We start from the raw sequence: 24,623 nt of genomic DNA on the forward strand, positions 1-24,623 counted from the left end.
CTTACTTCCCGGTGGACCACCCTCAACCTTGCGACCACCGCGGGTGAAAGTAAAGAGTCCTCCGCCCCAGTTCGCGGCACGTGCCGCCGACACCTGCCGAAAGGGTTTGTGCCGCATGGTGACCGCGCCTGTTCCCACCCAACACCCGTCCAGTACCCGCAACCCGAGGCTGCTGCGTGACGCGCAGGCCGGCGCGCTGGTCGAGGCGTTCGCCGTCATCGGAATCCTGACGATCCTGGTGACCCGCGCGTACCTGTACGCGACCGGATTCCCTCAGATCGGTGGCGCGACGCTGCACATCGCGCACGCGCTGTGGGGCGGACTCGGGATGGTGGTCGCGCTGGTGGTCGTCTTCTCGTTCCTGGGCGCCCTGCCGCGGATGGTCGCGGTGGTGGCCGGCGGTATCGGCTTCGGTCTGTTCCTGGACGAGGTCGGCAAATTCGTTACGCAGACAAACGATTACTTCTTCCAGCCCGCGGTCGCGATCATGTACGTGGTCGTCGTGGCGCTGCTGCTGGTCAACCGGTGGATTCACGACGCCCGGCAGCAGACCACCGCCGAAGACCTCGTCAACGCCGCCAGCACCGCCGCGGACGGGCTGGTCCGCGGCCTCACGCCGCACCGCCAGGCCCAGGCTCGCCGGCAGTTGCGCCGGGCCGCGGCGTCCGGTGTCGACCCCGCGGCGATCGCGAGCGTCGAGGACCTGCTGTCCCGGTGTGCGCCGCGCCGGACCGGACGCCTCGACACCGTCGCCACGTGGCTCGGCGAGCGCCTGTCGCGGGTGTTCGACGGCACCCGCGCGCTGTGGATCGCCGCGATCGCGCTCGCCCTGTTCTCCACCGCCGGACTGGTCAACGCCGTCGTCACGCTCTCCGAGGACCTCGAGGGCGGCACCGGTACCGACATCACTACGATCGGCCAGATGTGCGGCTCGACCGTCGCGTTCGTGCTGTGTTGGGTCGCGATCGCCCGACTGCGGGGCGGTCGTATCTGGCCGGTCCGGATGCTGCGGGTCGCGGCGCTGGTGACGATCCTGCTGACGGAGGTCTTCAACTTCGTCGCCGAGGAGTTCGGGGCGCTCATCAACGTCGCGGTCGGGTTGAGTGCCCTCGTGGTCTTCTCGCGGCGCATCGCCGTGCTCGAGCGCGCCGAGGGGCGCGGCGAATTGTCCGAATGACGACCCGCGCGAACCAATCCCACCCACGGTCCACGCCTGGACGGCGTTCGTCGCCTACCGTAGACACCGTGAGCAACCCCGTCCCCGGTGCATCCCGGTCGTCCGCGAGCGCCCCGTCGCCTTGGCCTGCCGTTCTGACGTGGCGCGCCCACGCCGCGCCGCGGATGGAATCGGTGCGGGTGCAGTTGAGCGGAAGTCGGATCAAGGCCACCGGCCGCATCATCGGCGGCGAGTGCGCCGAGCATCCCGCGTTCAGCGCGTCCTACGACCTCGTCACCGACGAGAACGGTGTCACCCGGCGGCTGTCGCTGCGCACCGCGCTCGCGACGGGGGAGCGGCAGATGTCGATCAGCCGCGACGAGGAGGGCGTCTGGATGGTCGAGACCGGCACCACCCACCTGCGCTCCGGCTTCGCCGGCGCGAAGGACGTCGACGTCGTGCTCAGTCCGTTCTTCAACACCCTGCCGATCCGACGGTTCGGCCTGCAGCACGAGTCCGAGGACCTCCAGGTCCCCGTCGTCTACGTCAACCTGCCCGACCTCGCCGTGCAGGAGGCGTCCCTCACCTACAGCAGCGGCGCCGACGGCATCCACGTCCTCTCGCCGGTGTCGAGCTCGTCGATCACCGTCGACGAGGACGGCTTCGTCCTCGACTACCCGGGCCTGGCCGAGCGGATCTGAGCGGCCGGCCACCGGGAAACGGTCGACAGGCCGCCCCTGCGAAAGTGATTGCTGCCGTGTTCGATCCGCCGACTCTCGGAGATCTCCACGTCCGCCCGCGACTACCGGATACCCCTACCCCGTAGCTGTCACGTTACTGTCGACGGCATGGCTTGCAACCGGTTCGCGAAGACAGTCACGGCCCTCGTCTGCGCTCTGGCGGGGGTAGCGCTCCTCGCCGGATGTGCCACCACCGAACGCAACGAACCGTCCACGACCGCGGCCGAAGAACTGCTCGCGGAACACGACCTCGACGGACTCGACGCCCGCGAGGTGATCGCTCGACTCGACACCATGCCGGTCGCCGATCGCCCCGCCGATCTGCTCGCCTCGGTCAAGCCCCGCACGGTCGAACTCTCCGACGGCAGCGGTGCCACGGCGTCCCTGGCGCTACCCGACGAGCAGTTCTACGTCTCGATCGCGCCCTACGCCGACCGGACTCACGAGTGCTTCTTCCACAGCCTCACCACCTGTCTCGGCGAGATGCCGAACGAGGACATCCGGGTCGAGGTCACCGACCGCGCAAGCGGCGCCGTGCTCGTCGACGAGACGGTCCGCACCAACGACAACGGGTTCCTGGGGCTCTGGCTGCCGCGAGCCGTCGACGCGACCATCACACTCGAAACCGGCGGCCGCACGACCACCTCGGCGATCTCCACGCACGACGACGACCCGACCTGCGTGACGACGCTGCAGCTCACCTGAGCCGCTGGCGCGGGGTCAGCTGCTCACCGCCAGTGCGCAGGCGAGGGCCGCGGATTCGGCCGGATGCGAGCCGTGCCCGCCCGCGGTGGTGGGCAGGCCGATCAGCTGGATGCCGACCGGCGCGCCGTCGTCGATCGTGACCGGCGCCGAGATCGCCGGGATGCCGAGCGCGTTGAACGGACTGCACATGCGCAGCAACGGGGTTCGGGCCACGGCGGGATCGGTCGAGAGCGCCTGTTCCTGGGTGACGGCACGCAGGGGAGTGGTGGCGGTGATCAGGGCATCCAGGCCCAGGTCGCCGCGCAGCCGTGAGAGCGCCTGGCGGCGAAGCCGTTCCACGGTCCGCAGCGCGTGCAGGTACTCGACGGCGGGGCGATCCTTCTGCGCCGCCAGCAGCGCGGCCGTCGGCGACTGGTAGCGCTCGGGGGCGGATTCGAACCAGGCCCGGTGCGTCTCGTACGCCTCGGAGCCGGTGACGATCGGGTAGGCGTCCAGGAACTGCTGCGTCTCGGGCAGTTCCACGTCCACCACCTCGGCGCCCGCGTCCACCAGGGACCGGCACGCGGCCTCGACGGCCGCCGCGATGGCCGCGTCCGCGACGTCCCAGTTCTCCCCGCGCAGGCGCCCGACCCGCAGCCCCGCGACCGGGGTGCGGACGTGCGCGATACCGGGGATCGCGCCCCACGCGAGCGAGACGTCGAGGACGTCGGCGGCCAGCAGGCCCACGTGGTCGAACGTGGTCGACAGCGGGAACACACCGCCGGTCGGCAGCGCACCGAAGCTGGGCTTGAAGCCGACGACGCCGCACAGGGCGGCGGGAGTGCGTGCGCTGCAACCGGTGTCGGTGCCCAGCGCGAGCGGGACGACGCCCTTCGCGACCAGTGCCGCCGACCCGGACGACGACCCCCCGGTGATGAGCCCCGGATCGTGCGGGTGCGCCGCCGGGCCGGACGCGTTGACGGCACCCGTCGGACCGTAGGCGAACTCGTGCAGGTGCGTCTTGGCGACGACGATCGCGCCCGCCTCCCGCAGGCGCGTCACGATGCGGGCGTCGGACGCGGCGGGCGGGGCGTCGGCGAGGACGGCGCTGCCGCAGCGGGTCGGCATCCCGGCGACGTCGATGTTGTCCTTCACCGCGACCGTCACGCCGTGCAGCGGGCCGATCCAGTCGCCGGCGGCGATCGCGGCATCCGCGCGGGCGGCGGCGGCCAGGGCCGCCTCGTCGTCGCGCGCGGCCACCAGGTTCTCCCACGGCGTGCCCAGCAGGTCGTCGAGCGCGTCGAGCGTGGCCCGCACGTGCTCGGTGGCCGTCATCTCCTTCTTGGCGAGCAACTGGGCGACGTCTCGCAGCGTGGGCGTGCTCACGGCTGCAGCACCCCGCCGCGGCGTCCGGCGTCGCGCATCCGTTCGAGCCAGTTCGCGGAGCCGGGTTCGATGTCGGTGATGGTCCAGCGCTCCCGCTGCTCGTAACGCAGGCGGGCGTCGTGCCCGGACTCCACCAACTCGGCGAGCGTGCCCCGCGCGGCGAGTTCGGTGCGCGCCCGGTGCAGGACGTCGAGGGTCTCGTCCACGGCGGTAAGCAGCGCGTCGCGGTTGCCCTCGCACATCGCGCGCACCAGCCCGGGCGCGCTGCCGGCGACGCGGGTCCCGTCCCGAAACGATCCGGCCGCCAGCCCCAGCGCCAGGTCGCCGCCGGCCGCGCCGGACAGCGCGAGCGCCTCGGCCAGCACGTGCGGCAGGTGCGAGATGCGGGCGACGGCGGCGTCGTGCTCGACGGACTCCGCCGGCACCACCACCGAGCCGCAGTCCAGCGCCAGCCGCGCCACCTGCGACCAGATCTGCGGGTCGACGCCGTCGTCGGCGCTGACCACCCACACCGCGTCGCGGAACAGGTCCGCGTCCCCGGCGTCCCACCCGGACTGCGACGTCCCCGCCATCGGATGACCGCCGACGAACCGGTCCTGCAGGCCGTGCCGGGCGACCGCAGCGACCACCTCGGCCTTGACGCTGACGACGTCGGTGATCGGGCAGCCGGGCGCGTGCTCGGCGATCGCGGCGAGGGTCCCGTCGACGGCCGGCATCGGCACCGCGACCACGATCAGCGCGCCGGACCGCTCGGCGCGGCGCAGCACCGCGACCAGATCGGTGTCGGCGTCGAAGCCGTCCGCCCGGGCGGCGTCCACCGCCCCGGCCGACCGGTTCCAGCCCCAGCCGTCACGGCCCGCCTCCACCGCCGCGCGGAGCAGGGATCCCCCGATCAGACCCAGACCGAGAACACAGACTTCAGGTGCGGAAACGTCGTCAGCCACCCGAACAGGTTGGCACATTTGCCGCTGGACTTCTTATAGCGGCACCGCGCGGGCTACCGTTGCGCGCATGGGTGCACAGCGCGCGAACAATAACAGCGCCTCCGCGGGTTCGATCGAGGACTTGGACGGCTTCGGTATGGCTGTCGTCCGCGAGGAAGGCCGCTGGAAGTGCACGCCGCTGACCGGCGGTGCACTGACGAGTTTGCGGACCGCCGAGAAGGAACTGCTCGAGCTGCGTAGCTCCGGCGCCGTGTTCGGTCTGCTCGACGTCGACGAGGAGTTCTTCGTCATCGTCCGTCCCGCCCCGACCGGCACCCGCCTGCTGATCTCCGACGCCACGGCCGCCATCGACTACGACATCGCCGCGGACGTCCTCGAGTCGCTCAACATCGAGATCCCCGACATCGACCCCGACGAGCTCGACGACGTCGAACCGTGGGAGGAGGGCGACCTCGGTGTGCTCGCCGACCTGGGTCTGCCGGACGCCGTGCTCGGGGTGATCCTCGCCGAGACCGATCTGTACCCGGACGAGCAGCTCGCGATGGTCGCGCAGCGCTGCGGCTTCGAGACGGAGCTGTCGGCGGAGCTCGACAAGCTCTCGTCGCGCTGACCGCGGGCGGCCCGGCGTGAGCCTCCAGGACGACGAGCGGATGATCCGTGTCGCCCTCGACGCGGCCGCCGCCGCATCGGACGCGGACGTGCCGGTGGGCGCCGTGGTGTTCGACGCGGACGGTGTGGAACTGGCGCGGGCGGCGAACGCCCGCGAGGCCGCCGGTGACCCCACCGCGCATGCCGAGATCCTCGCGCTGCGCGCCGCAGCCAAGGTGCACGGCGACGGCTGGCGGCTCGAAGGCGCGACCCTCGCGGTGACGCTGGAGCCGTGCACGATGTGCGCCGGCGCGCTGGTCCTCGCCCGCGTCAAACGGGTGGTGTTCGGCGCGTGGGAACCCAAGACCGGCGCGGTCGGTTCGCTGTGGGACGTGGTCCGTGACCGTCGCCTCACCCACCGTCCGGAGGTGCGCGCCGGCGTCCTCGAGGACGAGTGCGCGGGCCTGCTCGAAAGTTTCTTTCAGGACCAGCGCTGACGGTTCTACCTGCAGCGATGTGGGTGATTGCCGCCCACATGGGCGGAGTTTCTCGGCAGAGTTCCGCAGATCGTGGTCTGGTGGAGGCAGGTGCTCGTGTGGCACCGGGACCGCAAGGTTCACGCAGATTCACGGAGGAGTGCTCATGGGAATCGCAGACAAGGCTCAGAACAAAGCGCAGGACCTCGGGGGCAAGGCCAAGGAGACCGCCGGCAAGGCGACCGGCGACGAGGACCTCAAGAACGAGGGCAAGGGCGACCAGGTCGAATCCGCCGTCAAGGACGCCGCGGAGAAGGTCAAGGACGCCGCCTCCACCGCCAAGGACAAACTGACTGGAAAGTGACGTTGACCTGCCGATTTCAGGCTGAGCGTCGGCTCCGGTACAGTTCTCGGCGGTGGCGTGTCCGAGCGGCCGAAGGTGCAGCACTCGAAATGCTGTGTGCGGTAACCCCGCACCGAGGGTTCAAATCCCTCCGCCACCGCCGAGAAAGTCCCTCACCCCTTCGGGGTGGGGGACTTTTCTGTTGTTCGCTGTGGTCGAAATCTGTCCGCCGAGAACGAAATCGGGGGACGCGGTCTCCATTGCCTACCTACCGTCGCGGTATGCCTCGCCCCGATCTTCAGCAGCTGACGCCTGCGCTGCATCGCCTCCGCATCCCCACCGGCCCAGCGCACCTGTTGAACTGCTACCTCTGGCTCGGCGCCGACGGTGTGACGCTCATCGACACGGGCTGGCCCGACAGCGCCGATCTGATCGCCGACGCGCTGTCGGTGCTCGGCCGGCAGCGCACCGACGTGACGCGGATCGTGCTCACGCATTTCCACGAAGATCACACCGGTTCGGCCGCCGAGATCGCGCGGTGGGCGGACGTCGAGGTCATCGCGGGTGCCGCTGACGCGCCGTTCGTGGCGGGTGCACAGCGCGGTCCTCTTCCCCGTCTGACGGATCGCGAGAAGACCATCCACGCCGAGTTCGACGAGCCGTCCCACGGACCTGCCTGCCGCGTGGACCGTGAGGTCCGCGACGGCGACGTCCTGGACTTCGCGGGCGGGACGCGAGTCATCGGCGTTCCCGGGCACACCCCCGGGAGCATCGCCCTGTACCTGCCCGACGCCGATGCCGTCCTCACGGGGGACGCGGTGGCCGAGTTCGACGGCGAGGTGATCCTCGGCGTCTTCGACGTCGACAGGGATGCTGCGAGCCGTTCTCTCGCGCAGATCGCGGCGACGCGCGCGCGGATCGCGGGATTCGGTCACGGCGAGGCCGTCCTCGAGGAGGCGCATGCGCGAATCGGCACCGCCACAGACCCGTTCGCGCCGTCCGCGGACGCACGCTGAGATCAACGGCGACTGCACGGTGTGTCAGCATGGTGCGCTGCCGCTGCGGCAGTCGCAAGACGATGACGAACGGTGGGGACGCGCACGATGCTGGAAGTGGTCAAGGGTTCGAAGACCGACCTGGCCGAGGATCGGTACACGGTCCGCTTGACCACGGCAGGGCAGCCGGGGATGGTCGACATCGCCGCGGTGCTGCTCGCCGACGACGGCAAGGTGCGTTCCGACGACGACTTCGTCTTCTTCAACAACCCGACGGCGCCGGGTGTCGCGCTCACCGCGGACGACAGCGTCTCGGTCGACCTGACCACGGTGCCGGCGGACATCCATCGGGTCCTGCTCACCGCCAGCACGGAAGCCCAGGGCATCGACTTCGGTGCGGTCACGGGTCTCTCGGTCGAGGTGCACGGTACGTCCCAGCGGCTCCGCTTCACGCCGTCGAGTCTGTCCACGGAGACGGTGCTGCAGGTCGTCGCGCTGTACCGGCGGGGAACCGGTTGGCGGATGGACGCGATCGGGCAGGGCTACAGCCATGGCCTGGCGGCGCTGGCCGGTGAGCACGGCATCGACGTCGACGATCCCGGGACGCCGGCCGACGCCACCTCGGCGCCTGCGTCGCCGTCCGCGCCGCCCACTCCGGAGATCGCGGCGCCCGCCGCGGCCGCGGCACCACCGATCTCCTTCGAGAAGGTGAAGGTGGCGCTCACCAAGGAGTCGCCCGATCGGACCGCGCGGATCGACCTGAGGAAGGGGCAGGGGGATCCGAACTGGGTCCTGACCGTCGGCCTCGAATGGGACGGGCGCGGCGCCACCTACGACCGCAACGGCAAAGTGAAGAAGTACGGCACCGGGGACCTCGACGTGTACTTCTTCTGCCGCAACGAGGACACCGACGAGTACGTCGTCATCAGCGGCGACAAGGGGCACCGGGGGAGCCTCGAGCACTGGCCGTTCATCCACCACTACGGGGACAGCCAGGGCCCGGGCAAGGGCAAGAAGCCGGCCGTCGAGCAGGTGCGGGTGCTGCCCAACGAGAACGGCGACCTGCTGGTCAACATCTATCAGAGCGTCGACAACGGGGCGGGCGCCCTGGACACCTTCGGTAATCCGCGCGTGGCGATCCGCTATGGTCGCGCCGGCAAGGACGGGCTGCCCGGCCCGGATGCCGACGAGATCCTCGTCTACGTGGGCAACAGCAAGAACTCGTTCTGGGCGACGGTCGCGCACATCGACGTGCAGGACGGGGTGCTCACTGTCGACGGCGAGACGCGCTACAGCCGCATCGGCAGCGAACGGATGCCCGGCCTGGACTCGAAGGGCAAGTGGGTGCGTAAGCCGTCCGGTGGTCCCACCGGGCGCAGCAAGAAGCGCAACGGCGGTCTCGGGCTGGACAAGTACAGCGGGAGGTGCCTGGCCTGATCCGGACGGTCGCGCCGGGTCGTCCGGGGCCGCGATCGTCGAATCCCCGACCCTCGGATGGGGATTCGGAGCGCGGCTCGTGTTTGATCGAGGTCGACGAGAGCAACTGAGGGAGGACGTTCGATGGCGGATACGAAGCAGGCCCGGCTCGATCTCGCGGCGGCCCGGCGCGCCGCGGACGCGGCGATCGATGCCGCGCGGCGGGACGGCAACCGGGTCAGCGTGACCGTCGTCGACGCGCGGGGACACGATCTGCTGGTGGTGCGCGACGACGGCGCCGCATGGTTCACCCCCGGGGTGGCACGCGCGAAGGCCGCGACCTCGGCGCTGATCGGCATACCCACGACCGCCTACTCCGGGCTGGCCGACGCCCATCCCGCGCTGGTCGACCTGATCGATGCGCAGACCCAGCAGTCGCTGACGACGCTGCCCGGAGGCCTGCCCGTGAGCGTCGACGGGGAGGTCGTCGGCGGGATCGGCGTGAGCGGCGCGCAGCCGGAGCAGGACGTCGAATACGCGCAGGCAGGTGTCGCCGCGCGCTGACCGGCGCCCGGCGGGCACCGCGAAGGTGTCACCGTCACGGTCGACGCCGTGACGACCCTGATCCGCATCGGGTTGTGTGGGGGTTGTCCCGTAGGCTCCCGATGCAGCTTGGTTGACGAACCTCGGGAGTAACACGTGGCACAGAAGGTAATTGTCGAGCTCATCGATGATCTTGATGGTGAGCCCATCGACTTCGGTGGCGAGACCATCAGTTTCGCTGTCAACGGCGTCGAGTACACCATCGACCTCAATGACAAGAACGCCACCGAGTTCCACCGCAAGCTGGACTACTACATCCGCCATTCCACCAAGGTCGGCGGACGCCAGACGACCCGTGCCGCGAAGCCGACGACAGATGGGGCCAGCACCCAGGAGATCCGGGAGTGGGCCGCCCGCAACGGTTATGTGGTGTCGACCCGCGGCCGGATCTCGGGTGACATCGTCAAGGCGTACGCGGCCGCCCACTAGTCATGGCGACCGTCAGTAAGCGCAAGAAGGCGGCTGCCGCGCCCGAACCCGTGGTCGCGGAGCAGTTGGACGCGGCCACCCCCGCGGTGGTCGCCGCGGATTCGCCCGTGGCGGAACCGGACGCGGCGGGCGCCGACGATGCCGACGATGCCGCCGCCGACGAGGCGCAGGGTTCGGATACGTCCTTTTCCCACGGCGATCCGATCCGGGTGTTCCTGTACGACATCCCGAACGACGGTGGCGAGTGGACCGCCCGCTACGAGGCCGGGATCACGCGCATCCGCAGCAAGAAGGTGGGCCCCGGCGTCTACCTGGATCTGCTGCACCGGGTGTTCCCCAAGCACGAGGTCCTCGTCAAGGGTGAGCTGCTCAGCGTCAAGAGCCGGCCGCATCCGGACGACCCCAAGGTCCTCACCGAGGTCGCGCTGCTCGTCTACCTGGCCACCGAGGTGGCCCTGTTCAAGGCGTTCCTCGACTGGGCCGGACAGGATGTCGCGCCGATGCGGATCACGGGGGACAAGCTCGACGACGTGGCCCGCAAGATCCACACCGACCTCTACCGCATCCACCTCTTCAAGCAGCGGCTCGTCACGGCCGGCATCGAGGACCCCGCCGAACTCGACGAGGACGTCGCGCGGCCGCTCGAGGTCATCAAGAGCGAGATCGACGCCATCCAGGACCTGCGCGTCTCCGTCAAGCGCTACCGCGACCGGGTGGTGACGGCCAAGCGGGAACGCGTGGTCAAGGAGAGCCAGAACCTCGTCGGCAACATCGAGATGGCGACCTGGGACTCGGTGCAGCGGCGCGAGGAGATGGTCGTGATGCGCGAGTGGGTGGACAACCAGCAGCGTCTGCTGCCCGTCGTGCGGGCCGCGAAACTGACCTGACCCGACCCCCTCCCGTGGCTGGTGTCACGCACCCGAGGGTGGAGATCGCCACACCTTCAATGTATGCTTGCCGACAAGCAAGTAAATTGGAGGTGGACGTTGACGAGCCTCTTCGACGACGACGAGGTCTCCCGGCTTCGTGTCGCACTCGGACGCATTTCCCGGCAGGTCGACCGGCAGACGTCCGGCGGTGAGCTGACCAAGACGCAGTTCTCGATCCTGACCACCGCGGTGCGCCGTGGGCCGATCCGGGCCAGCGAGATGGCCGAGATCGAGACCCTCAACCCGACGATGCTCTCGCGGATGATCGGCAAGATGGAGGCCGAGGGGCTGCTCATGCGCTCGGCCGATCCCGACGACGGCCGGGCCGTCGTCGTCGCCGCGACGCCCGCGGGGATCGCCCTGCACTCGCAGTTGCGGGACAAGCGGACCCAGTTGTTCGCCGAGTACCTCGCCCAACTCCCCGAGACCAAGACCCAGGATCTGCTCGACGCGCTGCCGGCCCTCGAGGCGCTCGGCGAACGGATGTGTCAGGCCCGGGCTACGGCCCGCTCATGACGGCCGCGGGAAAACTCGGACGTCAGACGTTCGCGGCGCTCGCGAACCGCAACTTCCGCCGCTTCATCAGCGGCCAGGCCGTCTCGCTCATCGGCACCTGGATGCAGCTCGTCGCGCAGTCCTGGCTGGTCCTCGAACTCACCGGCTCGGGCACCGCGATCGGCCTGGTCGTGGCGCTGCAGACGCTTCCGGTCCTGCTGCTCGGGCCGTACGGCGGTGTCATCGCCGACCGCACCGACAAGCGACGGCTGATGATCGTGCTGCAGACGATGATGGGCGTCCAGGCCCTCGTCCTCGGCGTCCTCACGATCACCGGCACCGTCCAGCTGTGGCACGTGTACGTGCTCGCGCTGCTGCTCGGCCTCAACAACTGCTTCGAGAACCCGGCACGGCAGTCGTTCCTGCTCGAGATGGTGGGTCCGGCGGATCTGCGCAACGCCGTCAGCCTGCAGTCCACGCTGGTCAGCGCGTCGCGCATCGTCGGTCCGGCGGTCGCGGGTGTCACGATCGCGGCCGGCGGGCTGGGCGTGTGCTTCCTGCTCAACGCCGCCAGCTTCGTCGCGGTGGTGACGTCGCTGCTGCGACTGAACGTCTCCGAGCTGCACCGCTCGCCGCCGATGGAACGCGCCCGCGGCCAGCTCCGCGAGGGCCTGCGCTACGTCCGCGGCAACCGCAATCTCGCGGTGCCGCTGCTGATGATGGCGTTCATCGGATGCCTCGCGTTCGAGTTCCAGGTGGTGCTCCCGATCGTCGCCGATCAAACGTTCGGCGCCGGCTCCGAGGCGTACGGGTTCATGACGGCCGCGATGGGCATCGGCGCGGTGTGCGGCGGCCTGCTGGTCGCCACGTGGGGTCGCACCGGCACTCGCGTCCTGATCGTCGCGGCCGCCGCGTTCGGTTTCTCGCTGGTGGCCGCGGCCGCCGCGCCCACGCTGGCGGTGGAACTGATCGCGCTGGTGATCGTCGGCGCCGTCAGCATCGCGTTCAACTCCACCACCAACAGCACCCTCCAGCTCGAGGCCGAACCACAGATGCGTGGCCGTGTCATGGCGCTGTGGGCCACGGCGTTCCAGGGCTCGACGGCCATCGGAGGCCCCGTCGCCGGCTGGGTCAGCCAGGAGTGGGGCGGCCGGGCCGGGCTGCTGCTCGGCGCGATCACGTGTCTGGTCGTCGCCCTGGTCGCGGCGATCGTGATCGGCCGCGGCAAGAAGGTCACCGCCCAGGCGCAACCGATCCCCGAGGATCCGGAGGAACCGACCGCCCCGGCCCCCGCGATCGCCGAGGGCCCGGCGTCCACCGAGGCCGTCCGTTCGAAAGCGGCTTGACCTTCAAGCTGGTCGAGACTCCATGATGGCCCGATGAGCGAATTCGGAACGGACAGGTTGATCACGATCGGCGTGCTCGCGCGAGCGAGCGGACTGACACCGAGCGCGCTGCGCTTCTACGCCGACTGCGGGCTACTCGTCCCGGCCTGCGTCGATCCGTCGACCGGGTACCGGTACTACACCGAGGCCCAACGCGACCAGGCCACGATGATCCGCCGGCTGCGGGAGATCGCCGTCCCGCTGGACGTCGTGGCGCGGATCCTCGACGGGGTCGACGACGCCGGGCGCCTGCTCGACGCACACGTCCGCGCGCTGCGGGAGCGGGCCGACGCCGCCGCCGCGGTCGCCGAGTCCGTCCGACAGGCGCCGCCGCCGCGGCCCTCGGCGTCGATCTGCGCCGCCACGCTCGCCGATGCCATCGGGCAGGTGCGGGTCGCTGTGGCGTCGGATCCCGCGTTTCCGGTCCTGGCCGGGATTCTCGTGGAGGTGGGGGACGGGGCCGTCACACTCACCGCCACCGACCGATACCGCCTGTCGACGCGCAGCATCGCCTGCCCCGGCGCGGGTGATCCGTGGGCCGTCGTCGTGGCCGCCGCCGAGCTTGCCGCGCTCGGCCCGTGGCTGCGTGGGTGCCGGGACGTCGTCCTCCGATCCGGATCCGATCGCTTGGTCGTCGCCGCCGGCGATGACGAAAGACGGTGCGCCACCATCGACGACGCGTTCCCCGACTACCGGGCGATGCTCACCGCCCTGCCCGCCGCGTCCACCCGGGTCGTCGTGTCCCGGGACGCCCTGCTCGCCGCGATCGAGGACAGTCCCGACGCGAGGATCCGGTGCACGATCGCCACCGACACCGTGGGGGTGTGTGTCGGCGAGGGCGAAACGCGCCTCACCGCCGAGGTGTCCGGCCCGGGCATCGAGGTGCACTTCGCGTCCGGCACCCTGCGCGCCGCGCTCGCCACGGCTGTCGGACCGGACGTCATGCTCGACCTCTCCGCCGCCGACCAGCCCGTCGTCATCCGCTCCGCCACCGTCGGCGACCTCACCACGCTCGCCATGCCCACTGCCCCGTAACTTCCACCGCGACAGGAGAACCGCGATGACCACGGACCTCACGACGGACGCGATCATCCGTGCCGTCACGCTCGGCCGCGACGGCGACCCGGACGCCGCCCGCGCCGATGCCCTCACGAATGACCGTGTCCGGCAACACCGCGCGGGTCTCGTGGTTCGCGGCTTCTATCCGTCGCTGCACCTCAATCTCGCCGACAACCTCCGGCAGCTCGGATCGTTCGACCAGGCGCGCGAGCATCGCGATGCGGCCGGTCGGTATTTCGACGCGCTCGGCGACGACGGGTACGGGGCGATGATCCGCACGGCCGTCGACGAGGTCGGCGTGGCCGTCACCGAACGTTCCGTCGAACCGAGGCCCTCGCACCCGTAGACCGCTGGACGTCGACACGGTTGCGTCAGGGCGTGTGCGTCGCTGTCGGTATCCAGTTGCCGTGGAATCCGGCCTCCGCGCAAACGGAAGACGCGGGATGAAAGACGAACTCCCCGATCGCCGATCGGGGATCGAAGTCGCGAGTGGCGGCCACGCCGCGGTCACGGTCCGTTCGGAGGCCAATGCCGCCAAGGGGGCGCAGTGGCCGGGCCACGTTGGCCGCGACGGCGCTTCGAACGTCGAACGTCACCGGCAGGTCGTAGACCACCACGTAGTCGCGACTCAGGGAGAAGGCGTGCATCATCGGACTGCCGCCGACGCGGATCGGGATCTTCTTCCGGAGGTGGCCGTCGGCGCCGATCACGTTGTACTGCACGGTGTTTCCCCTACCGAAGTGGTACGAAACCGCATGGAGCTCACCGGTTTCCGGATCCCCCGATGGGTGCGCTGTGTATCCGCCGCGAACGGTGCCGTCGAAGTCGCAGACATCGACGGTGTCGAGTTCCTCGGACAGTTCCACGCACGCCAGACCGCCCTCGACCAGGGCGAGCGTCTTGCCGGTGAACCCGATGACGTTCGTGTTCGCAGACGGTCCGTGCAGGGGTGATCGGCCGCGCTCGGAGGGGGCCAACCGTTGCAGGGTCGCCGACGTCGCTTCCGAGTCGACCCACCGGTTCCGGTACCACAGTGCCTGCCCGTCGCCGAGTCGGACGCCGTGAACCATGCCGTCGCCGGTGAACCAGTTGTATCCGGTCCGGAAGATCTTCCCGTGCGGGATACCTGCCAGACCGGTCCCGGCCGATCCGGCAGGCATCACCCGACGAGACCCGAGTCGGCGGCTACAGCAGCGGCGGGGCCGTTGCCGCGCTCGGAACCTCCAGACCGGTGGGCCGGAGCATGCGAGCGCGGCGTTCACCGAGACGCACCCCGTCTGGAACTCCAACGCGGAGGGACTCGCTCGCATTCGTCGTGTCCGGGAGCCCCGACCTCGTCCCACTCCTCGAACACGATGACCGGATCGGAGAACAGGGTGTCCACCAAAATGATTGAGAGTTTCGGCGCGGGCTGAGAACGAGTGGTGGGGGGCTCGCGGTGATTGCTCCAATGAGCCTGCCGCTCTCGAAAGTCTTGCTATCGTTCGCCTAATCCAGTTTCGAGATCTCGACGAAGAAGCCAGCTCTTTCGAGAGCTGCGGAAGGTGGAGTGATGTGCACCAGGGTGATCTGGCCGGACGCCGCAGGGGCTGTGCTCGTCGGGCGAAATATGGACTATCACCGAGATACCGGAACGAACCTGTGGTCGCTTCCCCGGGGAATCAAACGTGATGACGGCGTCGGTGGTTCACTCAGCTGGGCCGCCGAATACGGCAGTGTCGTGGCCGGTGCGTTCGACATGATGACGGTGGACGGCATGAACGAGGCGGGGCTGGCGGGGCACGTCCTGTGGCTCGCGGAGTCCGAGTACGGCACCCATGACAAGTCGCGGCCGGCTCTGAGCATGGCGATCTGGCTTCAGTACTTCCTGGACAACTTCGCCACGGTGGCGGACGCCGCCGCGTGGATCACCGAGTCCGACGTTCAGGTTGTACCGCTCGGGGACCCGGCGACCGGCGAGGTGCCCGCGGTACACCTCGCGCTGGATGATGCGACCGGAGATTCGGCGATCATCGAGTACGTCGACGGCAAGGCCACCGTCTGGCACGACCGCGCCTATCGCGTGATGACCAATTCGCCGACCTACGACAAGCAGATCGAACTGCTCGAGGAGATCGACGGGTTCGGTGGGACCAGGCCCCTGCCCGGGACCACGCTCGCGACCGACCGGTTCGCCCGCGCCGCGTACTACGTGGGCCGGTTGCCCGAGCCCAAGACCGAGGTCGAGGCGGTCGCGGGAATGTTCAGCGTCATCCGCAATGCCGCCCAGCCTTTCCGCATCCCCGATCCCGACAAGCCGTATGCGTCGCAGACGATTTGGCAGACGGTTGCCGACCTGACCAACAAGCGGTTCGTCTTCGACTCGACGACACGGCCCAACATCGTGTGGGTGGACCTGGACAAGCTGGATTTCGGGGTGGGCGCGCCGGCGGGCAAGCTTGACCTGATGAGCGATACGGCGCTCGAGGGCGGACTCGCCGGCAACGTCACCGGCCGCTTCGCGGAAACGGCCCCGATGCAGTTCCTGACTCTGCCGTCCTGATCTTCAGGCTCGAACCCACTGCACGATCCCCGAGGGGTGCACCTATGGACACCGCTGATCAGCAGCCTGCCGTTCGTGTGACAACCGAGAGCGCGGACGAGGCGCTGCTGCGAGCGAGCTGGTTGCCGCTGATTCTCGTGTGTTTCACTGGTCTCGTCTCGGTGTTCAACGCGTCGGTGCTACCCATGGCGATCAGCGGCGTGGTCGAGGGCCTGGACACCACGATCTCGAACGTGCAGTTGGCGATCGTCGCGTACGGGGTGTTCGTTGCCGCCTTCACGGTCACGGGCGGCAAGATCAGCGGAGTCCTCGGTGCCAAGAACACCCAGCTGCTCGGCTTGACCGTCTACATCGCAGGCATGCTGATCTGTCTCCTGGCCCGGGATGTCTCGGCGCTGATCGCGGGCGAAGCGGTCGCGGGACTCGGTGGCGCGCTGCTCGTTCCCAACGCGCTGGCGATTCTCGGTCAGGCCTACTCCGGCACACAGCGCACCGTCGCTGTGTCGATCCTGGCGGGCAGCACGGGTATCGGTGCTGCGCTCGCGCTGTTGGTCGGTGGATTCCTCGTGCAGACCTGGGGCTGGCGGGCGCCCTTCCTCCTTCTGCTCGTTGTCATCGCGGGGACCATCGTCATCGCTTCCCGGGTGGTTCTGCCCCGGACTCCCTTCCGGGGCTCCATCGACAAGGCGAGTATCGCGCTGTCGGCGGTCGGTGTGCTCTTGTTGGTCGCGGCGATCAACCAGATCGGCGCATGGGGACTTCTCCTGGCCGCCGAGTCGGCGCCGGTGAGTGTGCTCGGCCTGTCGCCCGTGCTGGCATTTTTGCTGCTCGGCGTGCTGGTGCTGCATGTGTTCGCCGCGCGGCAGCATTCGCTCGTCGACGGTGGCAGGACGGCCCTGCTCGACCCCCAGGTGTTCGGGTCGGGGCTCAACCGTGCCTGCCTGATTGGTCTGGTCGCGGTGAACCTGCTGATGGCCGGCGTGAGTTACCTGTTGCCGTTGTACACCCAGATGGTATTGGGCAAGACGCCCGTGGGTTCGGCACTGATGCTGGTGCCGATCTCCCTCGCCGCGCTCGTCTCGGCGGCTGCGACACCGGTTCTGATGCGATTGTTCGCGTGCCGCTGGCTGTTGACCGGTGCCCATGTGCTCGCTGCCGCAGCCGTGATGCTGCTGGCACTGACCATTTCGAATCAGTGGTCGGGTGTGTGGACCGGGGTCAGCGAGGTGTGCCTGGGTCTCGGTATCGGAGTCGGACTGAGTGCGGGAAGTGCACTGCTCATGGAGACCAGCCCGCAGTCGCTCTCCGGAGAGATCGGCAGTGCTCGGGGTATGGCGAACTTCCTCGGACTCTGCACCGGTACTGCCGTCGCGGGAGCCGTGCTGATGTCCGTGCTCGCCCAATCCGCCTCGGGCCGTGTCGCTGACGACCCGGATCTGCGGTCCGACAGCAGAATCGAAGTGACCACCAGTTCGGTCAGCTTCGTCGCGAACGATGACCTCCGCGGCCGTCTCGCCGGACTGGACTTGACCTCGGCACAGCTCGACCGCGCGGTGGAGATCAACGTCGATTCCAGACTGGTCGCGCTGCGCGCGAGCCTGTTCGTGCTCGGACTTGCGGTATTGCTGCCACTCGTGACGTTCCGCCAACTGCCCACTCGACGGGAACAGTGAAGGGAAAAATGGAACAGGGCTGGCACCCACAGGGCGTGAGCGTTGTCGCGTGGGTGAGGGTGGTAGTTCCGGTCGAGTGGACGATCTCGTCCACCCCGGTCAGGCGTCGCTGACGTTTCCCGACGATCTACGGGTCGAACGAGGCATCGGTGACTCTCGATACTTCCCGCCAGGCTCACGCCCGGCGTGTCAGACCACGACCGGATCCACCGTTTCTCAGGCAGTCCCACTAGCCTCGATCTTTCGTGAGCGCGGCGTGCCGGCCTGATCGAGTTCGGATTTCTTGTCCCGGTGATGGTTCCGGTTTCCGGACGTGGCGGGGTGGCCGACGCGGTCGGGTTGCGTCGGGGTCCACGGCCCCGAATGATGGTGCTCCTTTCGTCCCGGCGGGGAAGATTTCCGCTGGTCAGGTCACTGTTTTTGGTGTCGTCACGCGTGTGATCGCGGCGACGAGCAGGTCGACGTGGGGTGCGTGGGCGGCGAGTTTGAGGTGGATGCGTCGGGCGTGACGGACGATGCGGCCGGCGATGTGGAACAGCCGGAGTCGGAGTCGTTTCGGTTCCCAGCGTCGGGCGGTTTCGGTGTCGAACGCGAGGAGTTGTGTCCAGGCGATCAGTTCGCCGGCGAGTTGCACGATCTGCAGCCAGATCCGGTTCTGGTCGAACCCGTGTAGCGGAAGGTTCTGCAGGCCAGTGTCTTTCGCGCCCCGGATCCGGTCCTCGCAACGGGCCCGGCGGCGGTGCCGCAGCTCGAGATCCGGGAGTTGGCCGCGGGTGGTGTTGGTGGCGAACGCGGTCAACCGCAGACCCTCGTGGTCGGTGAACCGCAGTTGCGCGCCGGGGTGCGGCCGCTCCTTGCGGACGATGACCCGCATCCCAGCGGGCCAGGTAGACAGGTCGATCAGCCCGGTGAGCTCGGCGACCCAGGCGCCGTCACGGACCTTCCCGTCGGCGTCGTAGGCGGGCGTCCACACGGTCTTCGGGATCAGGTCGATCGCCGCGGTCATGGTGTCGGTGAGCCCGAACCCGATCGAGTACGCCAACCGCCGCTTGGTCAGGTAGTCGAGAAAGTCGTGCGTGCCGCCGGCGCCATCGGTGCGGATCAACACTTTCTTCCCGACCCGGTAGCCCGGATCGAACGGCAACTGCGCCAACGCATCCTTGACCACGGTCACATGGTCTGCAGCGGTGTTCGAGCCGGCATTTCCGGGCCGCAGGAGCATCGCCACCGGCTCACCGGTCCCGCCATCACCGTGGTCGACGAACGCGCACAACGGATGAAACCCGAAGCCACGCTTGAATGTCGGGGCTGCGGATTCCTTCTCCGAGTGCGCGGTCACCAGGGTGGCATCGATGTCGACGACCAGCGGATCCTTCTCGTCGATCCGATGATCGGGTGTCCGGTCTCCGGCCGCGGCCCATGCACGGCGTCGGGCCGCAGCGCGAGCACTCCCGATCGCCGCGAGTGCGGCGCCGGGGTCCGCGGCCAGCGCGGTGACCAGCCTCGATACGGTCGGGTCGGAGGCGACCGGACCGAACACCTGCGGGTGCGCCCGCAACTGCGCGATGTCGGCCAGGCAGTCACCGCCGAGCGCGAGCGTGACCGCGAGATCCAACACGATCTTGCCCGGGTCGTGCGTCGCGAGGGGCTTGCGCCACGGCTCGAGCGCGGCCGACAGGGCGGTGGTCAGGCCTGTTTTCTCGGCGGTACGCAGCAACAAGACCGTCCCGGCATGCGACACGACGCCGGTTCCGGTGGCCGATGCGGACAGGTGTGGGTACGGGGACGTAGACTTGGCCACCTGAAAGGTGCTCCTTGATCACGCGATTGTTCAACCTTAGACAAGTCGAATTATCGCAGGTCGGAGCACCTTTCTTCGTCAGTGACACAGGTGTTCAGCCGAATTACCGTGAAAGCGGCAGGCTAGGCAGCCAACACCGCCGGCGCGGGCGGGGCGGTGTTGGTTCTGCTCGCGGTTCAGCTCGGCACGGCCACTTGTCTGGCGAAGTCGGGTCTATCAGATCAGGCCACCTCGAATGTCGAAGCGGCTGTGGGTCGCTGCTAACGGCAGCGCGTCAGGTAGTCGATCGGCGTCTGGGTAGTCGATCGAGGAGTCCATGTCGGGCTACAGCAGTGGCGGGACCGTTGCTGCGATCGGAACCTCCAGAACGGTGGGGCCGGAGCGTGCGAGCGCGGCCTTCACCGCGATCTGCACCTCGTCCACGGTCTCCGCTCGTTCGCCTGCGCATCCGTATCCCTCTCCGAGGGAGACGAAGTCGAGGGACGGGATGTCGAGTCCCGGCACTCCTGGCGTCTCCTCCAGCTTGGCGAACGCCTTGAGGATGGCGTACTCCTCGTTCCGAGGAACCACGTAGAGGATCGGTAGTTCGTGGGCGGCGGCGGTCCACAACGCCTGGATGGCGTACTGGAACGATCCGTCGCCTATCATCACCACCACCGGGCGATTGCGGCCTGAATCACGTTCCGCGAGACAGATACCCACACTGGCCGGCAGATTCCAGCCGAGGCTGCCGCTCGCGGCGGTGTAGAACGAGTCGGGCTTCTCGATGGGCCACGCGGTGTGCAACTCCGCGATGTTGGACGGCGACTCCTCCATCAGGACGGTGCCGTCGGGCACCACGGACCGGATCGCCTCGAACACCTCGAGCGCGGTCAGTGTCCCGCCCGCCTCGCCCGCCTCGGCGACAAGCGGCGCCGGATGCGGGGCCATGCGGTGCGGATTCACGGCGACGGGGCCACTCGGGGCCCGTTCCTCGACCCGCTCGAGCAAACCCTCGAGGGCCAGGACCGCATCGCACAGCAGACTGTCGCCGACCGGGGCCTTCCCTGCCTCGGCGGGGTCGTCGGTGACGTGCAGGAGTGACATGCCCTCCGGTAGATACTCTCCCGGAACGTACGGGTAGTAGCGGAACACCGGTGCCCCGATGACGATTCCGATGTCGTGGCCCGCCAGTCGTTCCGACAGGGGGCCGATGGCGAACGGCAGCCCGCCCCTGTACTTGGGGTGGTTCTCGGGGAACGGCGGGCGCTCCGAGGACGGTGCCGCCCACACGGGTGCACCGAGCTTCTCCGCCAGTGCCACCGCCTGTGCCCAGCCGTCCCCGCGCGCGATCGAGGAGCCGTAGATGAGCACCGGGTTCTTCGCGTCGGACAACCGGCGGGCGAACTCCTCGATTCGGTCGGGGTCCGGTCCGATCCGCGTCGTCACCGAGCGAAGCACCGGGGTGCTCGCCGCGGGTCGGTCCCAGTCGTCCAGCGGGATCGAGAGGAAGACCGGACCGGCCGGCGGCTGCATCGCCATCGCGTACGCACGCATGAACGCCGCGGGCACGTCCTCGGCGCGCACCGGTTGGTAGCTCCACTTGGCCCAGGGCTTCGTCAGCATTTCGGGCTCGACGTTGGTCAGCCACGGCTCCATCAGGAGCATTTCTCGCGTCTGGTTTCCGGCGGTCACGATGAGCGGGGTGTGATTCATCGCCGCAGTCATGATGTTGCTCATCGCGTTGGAAATGCCCGCCGATGTGTGCACGTTGACCAGCGCGGGGGAGCGGGTGGCCTGAGCGTAGCCGTCGGCTATGGCGACTGCTGAAGCCTCCTGCAGCGCCAGGATGTATCTGAAGTCGCTGGGCAGATCCTTCAGGAATGTCTCCTCGGTCGAACCTGGATTGCCGAATACCGTGGTAATTCCGAGTTTGCGCAGAAGATCGAACGTGACGTCGCGAATCGTACTCATTGAGATCCATCCTCCCCGTGGCCGCCCCGAAGCGGGGTTCGGTGATGTCCGGCTTGGTCTTGATGGGTTTTCGATCTGCAGTGCTCATCAGCCTTGTCGAGTGAATCATGGCCGGAGTGTTCCGATTCGGAAGTCGACGGATGAATCGACGGATGAATTCGATGCGGCGACGATGCGGGATTCTGAACACGAGGTCGACCGGGCCCGGCGTTTCGAGGCGGACGTGCGGGGCCGAGCGGCGCACCGGTGGTCGAGACCTCACCGGGCGGCGACGTAGCCGTGGTGCCTACCCCGTCGTGCTCATACGCTGTGCCGATGAAGAAGTGGTGGCTCATCGGTGGCGCGGTCGTGGTGGTGCTCGCAGGTGTTCCGGCGGGCCCCTGGATCTACGGTGAGTTCATCGCCGAGGACGACGCCCCGGCCGCGAGCGTGTCCACCGAGGGTGCACAGGCGGCGTCGGTTTCGGCGCGCGGGTCACTGTCGTCGGCGCCACCGACCAGGTGGCCGGGACCGCCGACGTCTCCGGTGAGAAGCTTTCCGGCGCCCAGGTGGTGGTCCAGGTGGCCGCCATCGCCACCGACAACTCGCGTCGCGACGGACAGTTCCGCGGCAACGTCATGGCCGCCGACACGTTCCCGACCGCGACGTTCACCCTCACGACGCCGGTCGATCCGGCCTCGCTACCCACCGACGGAACCGCCACCACCGTGAAGGCGGACGGGAGGCTGACCCTCGAGGACCAGACCCGGCCGGTGACCGTCGACGTGAAGGTCCTGCACGCCGGCGACAAACTGGTTGCGTCCGGCAGCGTCCCGGTCACGTGGTCCGACTACGGAATCACGCCGCCGTCACTGGGATTCGTGACCATCGACGACGCCGGCACGGTCGACTTCCTGGTGAGCATGGACCGCGCCTGACGATGCGACTGGGCGTCGGCGCCGATCCGACATCGTCCACGGCAGCAGGCCGCCGAGCGAGAGGATGAAGCCGACGCCGAGCCACTGAACCGGGTCGAGGCGTTCGCCGAGAACAAGGGCCGCGCTGACGATGCCGAAGATCGGTTCGAGAAGACCGATCATGCTCATCGCCACCGATCCCAGACGCCGCATCGCGTAGAACGCGCAACCGATTCCGACCGGATTGAGCAGTAGCCCCTGCACGACAGCGACGTGCCATACACCCTGTGGCACGGCGAAACTCTGGCTCGTCGCCACAGCGACGATTCCGGTTGTGATCGTCGCTCCGACGGTGACGAGCAGTGCCGCGTTGACAACTCCGACCGATCGTCCCCATTCTTCGCCCAGGACCAGATACACCGCGTATCCGGAGGCGCTGAGCAATGCCGCGCCGACACCGATCACCGTGATCGAGGACGACGCTGCACCGCCACCGGCGACGAGGCCGATCCCGCAGAGCATCGGCACACACAGCGCCACCGTCCACACGTTGACGCGTTGTCGGCGGGCCAGCCACACCAGCAGCAGCACGAACAACGGGTAGATGTGGACCAGCGCCAGCGCCACCTGGGCGCCGGTGGCTTGCACCGCCGCGAAGTAGGCCAGGATCTGGACTCCGAAGAGTGGACCGCACAGGAAGAGCAGCGCCGCTGCCGGTCGCCGGCTGATGCCCCGAAGGCGGCCGGTTCCGGCAGCGATCAACAGCAGCACCACGGAACCGCACACTCCCCGTAGGGTGACGAGGACGGACGGCGAGACTCCGTCGTGGTACGCGAGGACCGCGACCACGGGAGTCAGACCGTACGCCGCGGCGGACGCGAGCCCGGCGGCCCAGGCGCCTGTCCCTAGCGAACGCGATCCGGCGTTCACGGCGGCGCCTGGGCCTCGGCTCATCAGAGCTTCCGGGAAATGATGAGCCGCATGATGTCGGAGGTGCCTTCCTCGATCTCCTCGAGCTTGACATCCCGCATCCACTGCTCGACCGGGTACTCGCGCGAGTAGCCCCAGCCGCCGAGGGTCTGGACGGCGGCGTGGGTCACGAACATTGCGGTCTCGGACGCGGTCAGCTTGGCCATCGCTGCCAGCCCGGTGGTGTTCACGCCCGCGTCGATCGAGCGCGCGGCGTGATGGACCATGAGCCGTGACGCCTCGATCCGGGTTGCCATGTCCGCCAGTCGGAATGCGACGGCCTGGTGCTCAATGATCGGCTTGCCGAACTGCTTGCGGGTGCGGGCGTACTCGAGCGCGTACTCGTAGGCGGCGCGGGCAGCTCCCACGGCGGCCGCACCGAGGACGATTCGTGAGATGTCGAAGGTCTCCATGAGACCGTAGAAGCCCTGGCCCTCGTCGCCGAGCCGGTTCTCCTCGGGGACGAACACATCGTCGAAGAACAGCTCGCGGCAGACGATCGCACGCTGCCCCATCTTCTTCATCGGTTCACCCCATGTGAAGCCGGGCGTGTCCTTGGTGAGCAGGAATGCGGTGACGCCCTTGGACCGTTCGTTGCGATCGGTCTTGGCGAACACCACGTACTGGTCGGCAGCGCCCGCATTGGAGATCCACGCCTTCTGGCCGTTGATCCGGTACCCGCCGTCCACGCGGGCGGCGGTGGTGATGATCGACGCGGCGTCCGAGCCCGAGCCGGGCTCGGTGGTGGCCAGCGCCGTCATCAGCGGATTGGTGCCGGTGAGCGGCCGCAGCCACTTCTCCTTCTGCTCGGCGGTGCCGAGTGCCATCAGGGGGTCGGAGAAGAAGCCGTTGGAGCACACCAGGTTTCCGATGCCGGGGTCGCCCCAGCAGAGCTCCTCCTGCACCAGGCACTGCGTGAACACGTCGGTCATGCCGCCGCCACCGAACTCCTCGGCGATCATGAAGTCGGTGATGCCGACCTGGGCGGCCTTGGCGAAGATGTCGACGGGCGTGACCACGTCGGCCTCGTCGACCTCGCGGCCGCGCGGGCGGATCTCCTTCTCGGCGAAATCACGGCAGAGCTTGACGGTCTCGCGCTGCTCGACGGTGAGCGGCCACGGATCGAACTGGGTGCTGGTCATGGGGAGCCTCTTTCGGCGT

The 24,623-nt window shown here is 68.6% G+C and carries 24 protein-coding genes, 1 tRNA gene and 1 pseudogene; 19 read left to right on the forward strand and 7 right to left on the reverse strand.

Annotation, left to right across the window (positions count from 1 at the left end; all coding sequences use genetic code 11):
* The first annotated feature begins 115 nt into the window (after positions 1–115).
* From HUN07_RS01890 to HUN07_RS01900, 3 genes are all read left to right on the forward strand, one after another.
* Entirely contained in the window at positions 116–1,177 is a 1,062-nt protein-coding gene (locus tag HUN07_RS01890) for a hypothetical protein (protein ID WP_174907595.1), read from the forward strand.
* Positions 1,178–1,245: 68 nt separating this feature from the next.
* Complete coding sequence (locus HUN07_RS01895; RefSeq protein ID WP_174907597.1) at positions 1,246–1,857, forward strand: putative glycolipid-binding domain-containing protein; 612 nt, start codon at positions 1,246–1,248, stop codon at positions 1,855–1,857.
* A gap of 147 nt (positions 1,858–2,004) precedes the next feature.
* Positions 2,005–2,601, forward strand: a complete 597-nt coding sequence (locus HUN07_RS01900) for a CueP family metal-binding protein (RefSeq protein WP_114723816.1) — start codon at positions 2,005–2,007, stop codon at positions 2,599–2,601.
* A 15-nt stretch (positions 2,602–2,616) separates the two neighbouring features.
* On the opposite strand, the gene HUN07_RS01905 is transcribed toward HUN07_RS01900, so the two are convergent.
* Both HUN07_RS01905 and HUN07_RS01910 read right to left on the reverse strand, forming a co-directional pair.
* The gene (locus HUN07_RS01905) at positions 2,617–3,966 is read right to left on the reverse strand and encodes an amidase (protein WP_174907598.1); all 1,350 of its coding nucleotides are present in this window, start codon (positions 3,964–3,966) and stop codon (positions 2,617–2,619) included.
* A complete protein-coding gene (locus HUN07_RS01910; protein WP_174907600.1) occupies positions 3,963–4,928 on the reverse strand; it encodes a prephenate dehydrogenase in 966 nt (321 codons plus the stop codon). Before HUN07_RS01910 ends, HUN07_RS01905 begins: the two co-directional genes overlap by 4 nt.
* Before the next feature lie 49 nt (positions 4,929–4,977).
* On the opposite strand from HUN07_RS01910, the gene HUN07_RS01915 reads away from it, so the two are divergent.
* The 13 genes from HUN07_RS01915 (at position 4,978) to HUN07_RS01975 (ending at position 13,974) form a co-directional block, all read left to right on the forward strand.
* Positions 4,978–5,520, forward strand: a complete 543-nt coding sequence (locus tag HUN07_RS01915; protein WP_174907602.1) for a tRNA adenosine deaminase-associated protein — start codon at positions 4,978–4,980, stop codon at positions 5,518–5,520.
* A 16-nt stretch (positions 5,521–5,536) separates the two neighbouring features.
* Positions 5,537–5,995, forward strand: a complete 459-nt coding sequence (locus HUN07_RS01920; RefSeq protein ID WP_114723819.1) for a nucleoside deaminase — start codon at positions 5,537–5,539, stop codon at positions 5,993–5,995.
* Positions 5,996–6,140: 145 nt separating this feature from the next.
* Positions 6,141–6,338: a CsbD family protein gene (locus HUN07_RS01925; RefSeq protein WP_114723820.1), complete on the forward strand. Its 198-nt coding sequence runs from the start codon at positions 6,141–6,143 to the stop codon at positions 6,336–6,338.
* Positions 6,339–6,389: 51 nt separating this feature from the next.
* Positions 6,390–6,477, forward strand: a tRNA-Ser gene (locus tag HUN07_RS01930).
* A 121-nt stretch (positions 6,478–6,598) separates the two neighbouring features.
* Entirely contained in the window at positions 6,599–7,333 is a 735-nt protein-coding gene (locus HUN07_RS01935; protein WP_174907604.1) for an MBL fold metallo-hydrolase, read from the forward strand.
* An 87-nt stretch (positions 7,334–7,420) separates the two neighbouring features.
* Positions 7,421–8,749 (forward strand): TerD family protein, encoded by a 1,329-nt coding sequence (locus tag HUN07_RS01940; protein ID WP_174914346.1) that lies wholly within the window; start codon positions 7,421–7,423, stop codon positions 8,747–8,749.
* Between the two features lie 123 nt (positions 8,750–8,872).
* The gene (locus HUN07_RS01945) at positions 8,873–9,292 is read left to right on the forward strand and encodes a GlcG/HbpS family heme-binding protein (RefSeq protein ID WP_174907606.1); all 420 of its coding nucleotides are present in this window, start codon (positions 8,873–8,875) and stop codon (positions 9,290–9,292) included.
* A gap of 135 nt (positions 9,293–9,427) precedes the next feature.
* A complete protein-coding gene (locus tag HUN07_RS01950) occupies positions 9,428–9,760 on the forward strand; it encodes a histone-like nucleoid-structuring protein Lsr2 (RefSeq protein ID WP_114723824.1) in 333 nt (110 codons plus the stop codon).
* Positions 9,761–9,762: 2 nt separating this feature from the next.
* Positions 9,763–10,647 (forward strand): hypothetical protein, encoded by an 885-nt coding sequence (locus HUN07_RS01955; protein WP_174907608.1) that lies wholly within the window; start codon positions 9,763–9,765, stop codon positions 10,645–10,647.
* Between the two features lie 99 nt (positions 10,648–10,746).
* The gene (locus tag HUN07_RS01960) at positions 10,747–11,205 is read left to right on the forward strand and encodes a MarR family winged helix-turn-helix transcriptional regulator (RefSeq protein WP_114723826.1); all 459 of its coding nucleotides are present in this window, start codon (positions 10,747–10,749) and stop codon (positions 11,203–11,205) included.
* The gene (locus HUN07_RS01965; RefSeq protein ID WP_114723876.1) at positions 11,202–12,530 is read left to right on the forward strand and encodes an MFS transporter; all 1,329 of its coding nucleotides are present in this window, start codon (positions 11,202–11,204) and stop codon (positions 12,528–12,530) included. Before HUN07_RS01960 ends, HUN07_RS01965 begins: the two co-directional genes overlap by 4 nt.
* 33 nt (positions 12,531–12,563) lie before the next feature.
* Positions 12,564–13,604, forward strand: a complete 1,041-nt coding sequence (locus tag HUN07_RS01970; protein WP_174907612.1) for a MerR family transcriptional regulator — start codon at positions 12,564–12,566, stop codon at positions 13,602–13,604.
* A 25-nt stretch (positions 13,605–13,629) separates the two neighbouring features.
* Positions 13,630–13,974, forward strand: coding sequence for a hypothetical protein (locus HUN07_RS01975; RefSeq protein WP_174907614.1), 345 nt, complete (start codon positions 13,630–13,632; stop codon positions 13,972–13,974).
* Between the two features lie 25 nt (positions 13,975–13,999).
* Here the strand turns inward: HUN07_RS01975 and HUN07_RS27560 are convergent, their stop codons facing one another.
* Complete coding sequence (locus tag HUN07_RS27560; protein ID WP_174907615.1) at positions 14,000–14,788, reverse strand: carotenoid oxygenase family protein; 789 nt, start codon at positions 14,786–14,788, stop codon at positions 14,000–14,002.
* A 392-nt stretch (positions 14,789–15,180) separates the two neighbouring features.
* Between HUN07_RS27560 and HUN07_RS01985 the strand changes: the two genes are divergently transcribed.
* Both HUN07_RS01985 and HUN07_RS01990 read left to right on the forward strand, forming a co-directional pair.
* Complete coding sequence (locus HUN07_RS01985; protein WP_174907617.1) at positions 15,181–16,170, forward strand: linear amide C-N hydrolase; 990 nt, start codon at positions 15,181–15,183, stop codon at positions 16,168–16,170.
* A gap of 44 nt (positions 16,171–16,214) precedes the next feature.
* Positions 16,215–17,843 (forward strand): MFS transporter, encoded by a 1,629-nt coding sequence (locus HUN07_RS01990; protein ID WP_174907619.1) that lies wholly within the window; start codon positions 16,215–16,217, stop codon positions 17,841–17,843.
* Positions 17,844–18,249: 406 nt separating this feature from the next.
* On the opposite strand, the gene HUN07_RS01995 is transcribed toward HUN07_RS01990, so the two are convergent.
* Both HUN07_RS01995 and mdlC read right to left on the reverse strand, forming a co-directional pair.
* Positions 18,250–19,644 carry an IS1380 family transposase gene (locus HUN07_RS01995; protein ID WP_174907620.1) on the reverse strand — a complete coding sequence of 465 codons (1,395 nt, stop codon included), beginning with the start codon at positions 19,642–19,644 and terminating at the stop codon, positions 18,250–18,252.
* A gap of 324 nt (positions 19,645–19,968) precedes the next feature.
* Positions 19,969–21,597, reverse strand: a complete 1,629-nt coding sequence (mdlC, locus tag HUN07_RS02000; RefSeq protein ID WP_174907622.1) for a benzoylformate decarboxylase — start codon at positions 21,595–21,597, stop codon at positions 19,969–19,971.
* 315 nt (positions 21,598–21,912) lie between these two features.
* Between mdlC and HUN07_RS02005 the strand changes: the two are divergent.
* Positions 21,913–22,514 (forward strand): annotated as a pseudogene (locus tag HUN07_RS02005) (YceI family protein).
* Here the strand turns inward: HUN07_RS02005 and HUN07_RS02010 are convergent.
* On the reverse strand, positions 22,446–23,447 hold the full coding sequence (locus HUN07_RS02010) for a DMT family transporter (RefSeq protein WP_174907624.1): 1,002 nt from the start codon (positions 23,445–23,447) through the stop codon (positions 22,446–22,448). The pseudogene HUN07_RS02005 and the gene HUN07_RS02010 sit on opposite strands and share 69 nt — an antisense overlap.
* On the reverse strand, positions 23,447–24,604 hold the full coding sequence (locus HUN07_RS02015) for an acyl-CoA dehydrogenase family protein (protein WP_174907626.1): 1,158 nt from the start codon (positions 24,602–24,604) through the stop codon (positions 23,447–23,449). Before HUN07_RS02015 ends, HUN07_RS02010 begins: the two co-directional genes overlap by 1 nt.
* Between the last annotated feature and the right edge of the window lie 19 nt (positions 24,605–24,623).

The sequence above is a fragment of the Rhodococcus sp. W8901 genome (assembly GCF_013348805.1).
Classification (GTDB): domain Bacteria; phylum Actinomycetota; class Actinomycetes; order Mycobacteriales; family Mycobacteriaceae; genus Prescottella.

Excerpts from the sequence above, each read along its gene's own strand:
- HUN07_RS01900 (WP_114723816.1), top strand. The coding sequence starts at position 2,005 with ATGGCTTGCAACCGGTTCGCGAAGACAGTCACGGCCCTCGTCTGCGCT.
- HUN07_RS01940 (WP_174914346.1), top strand. The coding sequence starts at position 7,421 with ATGCTGGAAGTGGTCAAGGGTTCGAAGACCGACCTGGCCGAGGATCGG.
- HUN07_RS01975 (WP_174907614.1), top strand. The coding sequence starts at position 13,630 with ATGACCACGGACCTCACGACGGACGCGATCATCCGTGCCGTCACGCTC.
- HUN07_RS01970 (WP_174907612.1), top strand. The coding sequence starts at position 12,564 with ATGAGCGAATTCGGAACGGACAGGTTGATCACGATCGGCGTGCTCGCG.
- HUN07_RS01925 (WP_114723820.1), top strand. The coding sequence starts at position 6,141 with ATGGGAATCGCAGACAAGGCTCAGAACAAAGCGCAGGACCTCGGGGGC.
- mdlC (WP_174907622.1), bottom strand. The coding sequence starts at position 21,597 with ATGAGTACGATTCGCGACGTCACGTTCGATCTTCTGCGCAAACTCGGA.
- HUN07_RS02010 (WP_174907624.1), bottom strand. The coding sequence starts at position 23,447 with ATGAGCCGAGGCCCAGGCGCCGCCGTGAACGCCGGATCGCGTTCGCTA.
- HUN07_RS01985 (WP_174907617.1), top strand. The coding sequence starts at position 15,181 with ATGTGCACCAGGGTGATCTGGCCGGACGCCGCAGGGGCTGTGCTCGTC.
- HUN07_RS01945 (WP_174907606.1), top strand. The coding sequence starts at position 8,873 with ATGGCGGATACGAAGCAGGCCCGGCTCGATCTCGCGGCGGCCCGGCGC.
- HUN07_RS01915 (WP_174907602.1), top strand. The coding sequence starts at position 4,978 with ATGGGTGCACAGCGCGCGAACAATAACAGCGCCTCCGCGGGTTCGATC.
- HUN07_RS01890 (WP_174907595.1), top strand. The coding sequence starts at position 116 with ATGGTGACCGCGCCTGTTCCCACCCAACACCCGTCCAGTACCCGCAAC.
- HUN07_RS01965 (WP_114723876.1), top strand. The coding sequence starts at position 11,202 with ATGACGGCCGCGGGAAAACTCGGACGTCAGACGTTCGCGGCGCTCGCG.
- HUN07_RS01955 (WP_174907608.1), top strand. The coding sequence starts at position 9,763 with ATGGCGACCGTCAGTAAGCGCAAGAAGGCGGCTGCCGCGCCCGAACCC.
- HUN07_RS02015 (WP_174907626.1), bottom strand. The coding sequence starts at position 24,604 with ATGACCAGCACCCAGTTCGATCCGTGGCCGCTCACCGTCGAGCAGCGC.
- HUN07_RS01910 (WP_174907600.1), bottom strand. The coding sequence starts at position 4,928 with ATGTGCCAACCTGTTCGGGTGGCTGACGACGTTTCCGCACCTGAAGTC.
- HUN07_RS27560 (WP_174907615.1), bottom strand. The coding sequence starts at position 14,788 with ATGCCTGCCGGATCGGCCGGGACCGGTCTGGCAGGTATCCCGCACGGG.
- HUN07_RS01990 (WP_174907619.1), top strand. The coding sequence starts at position 16,215 with ATGGACACCGCTGATCAGCAGCCTGCCGTTCGTGTGACAACCGAGAGC.
- HUN07_RS01935 (WP_174907604.1), top strand. The coding sequence starts at position 6,599 with ATGCCTCGCCCCGATCTTCAGCAGCTGACGCCTGCGCTGCATCGCCTC.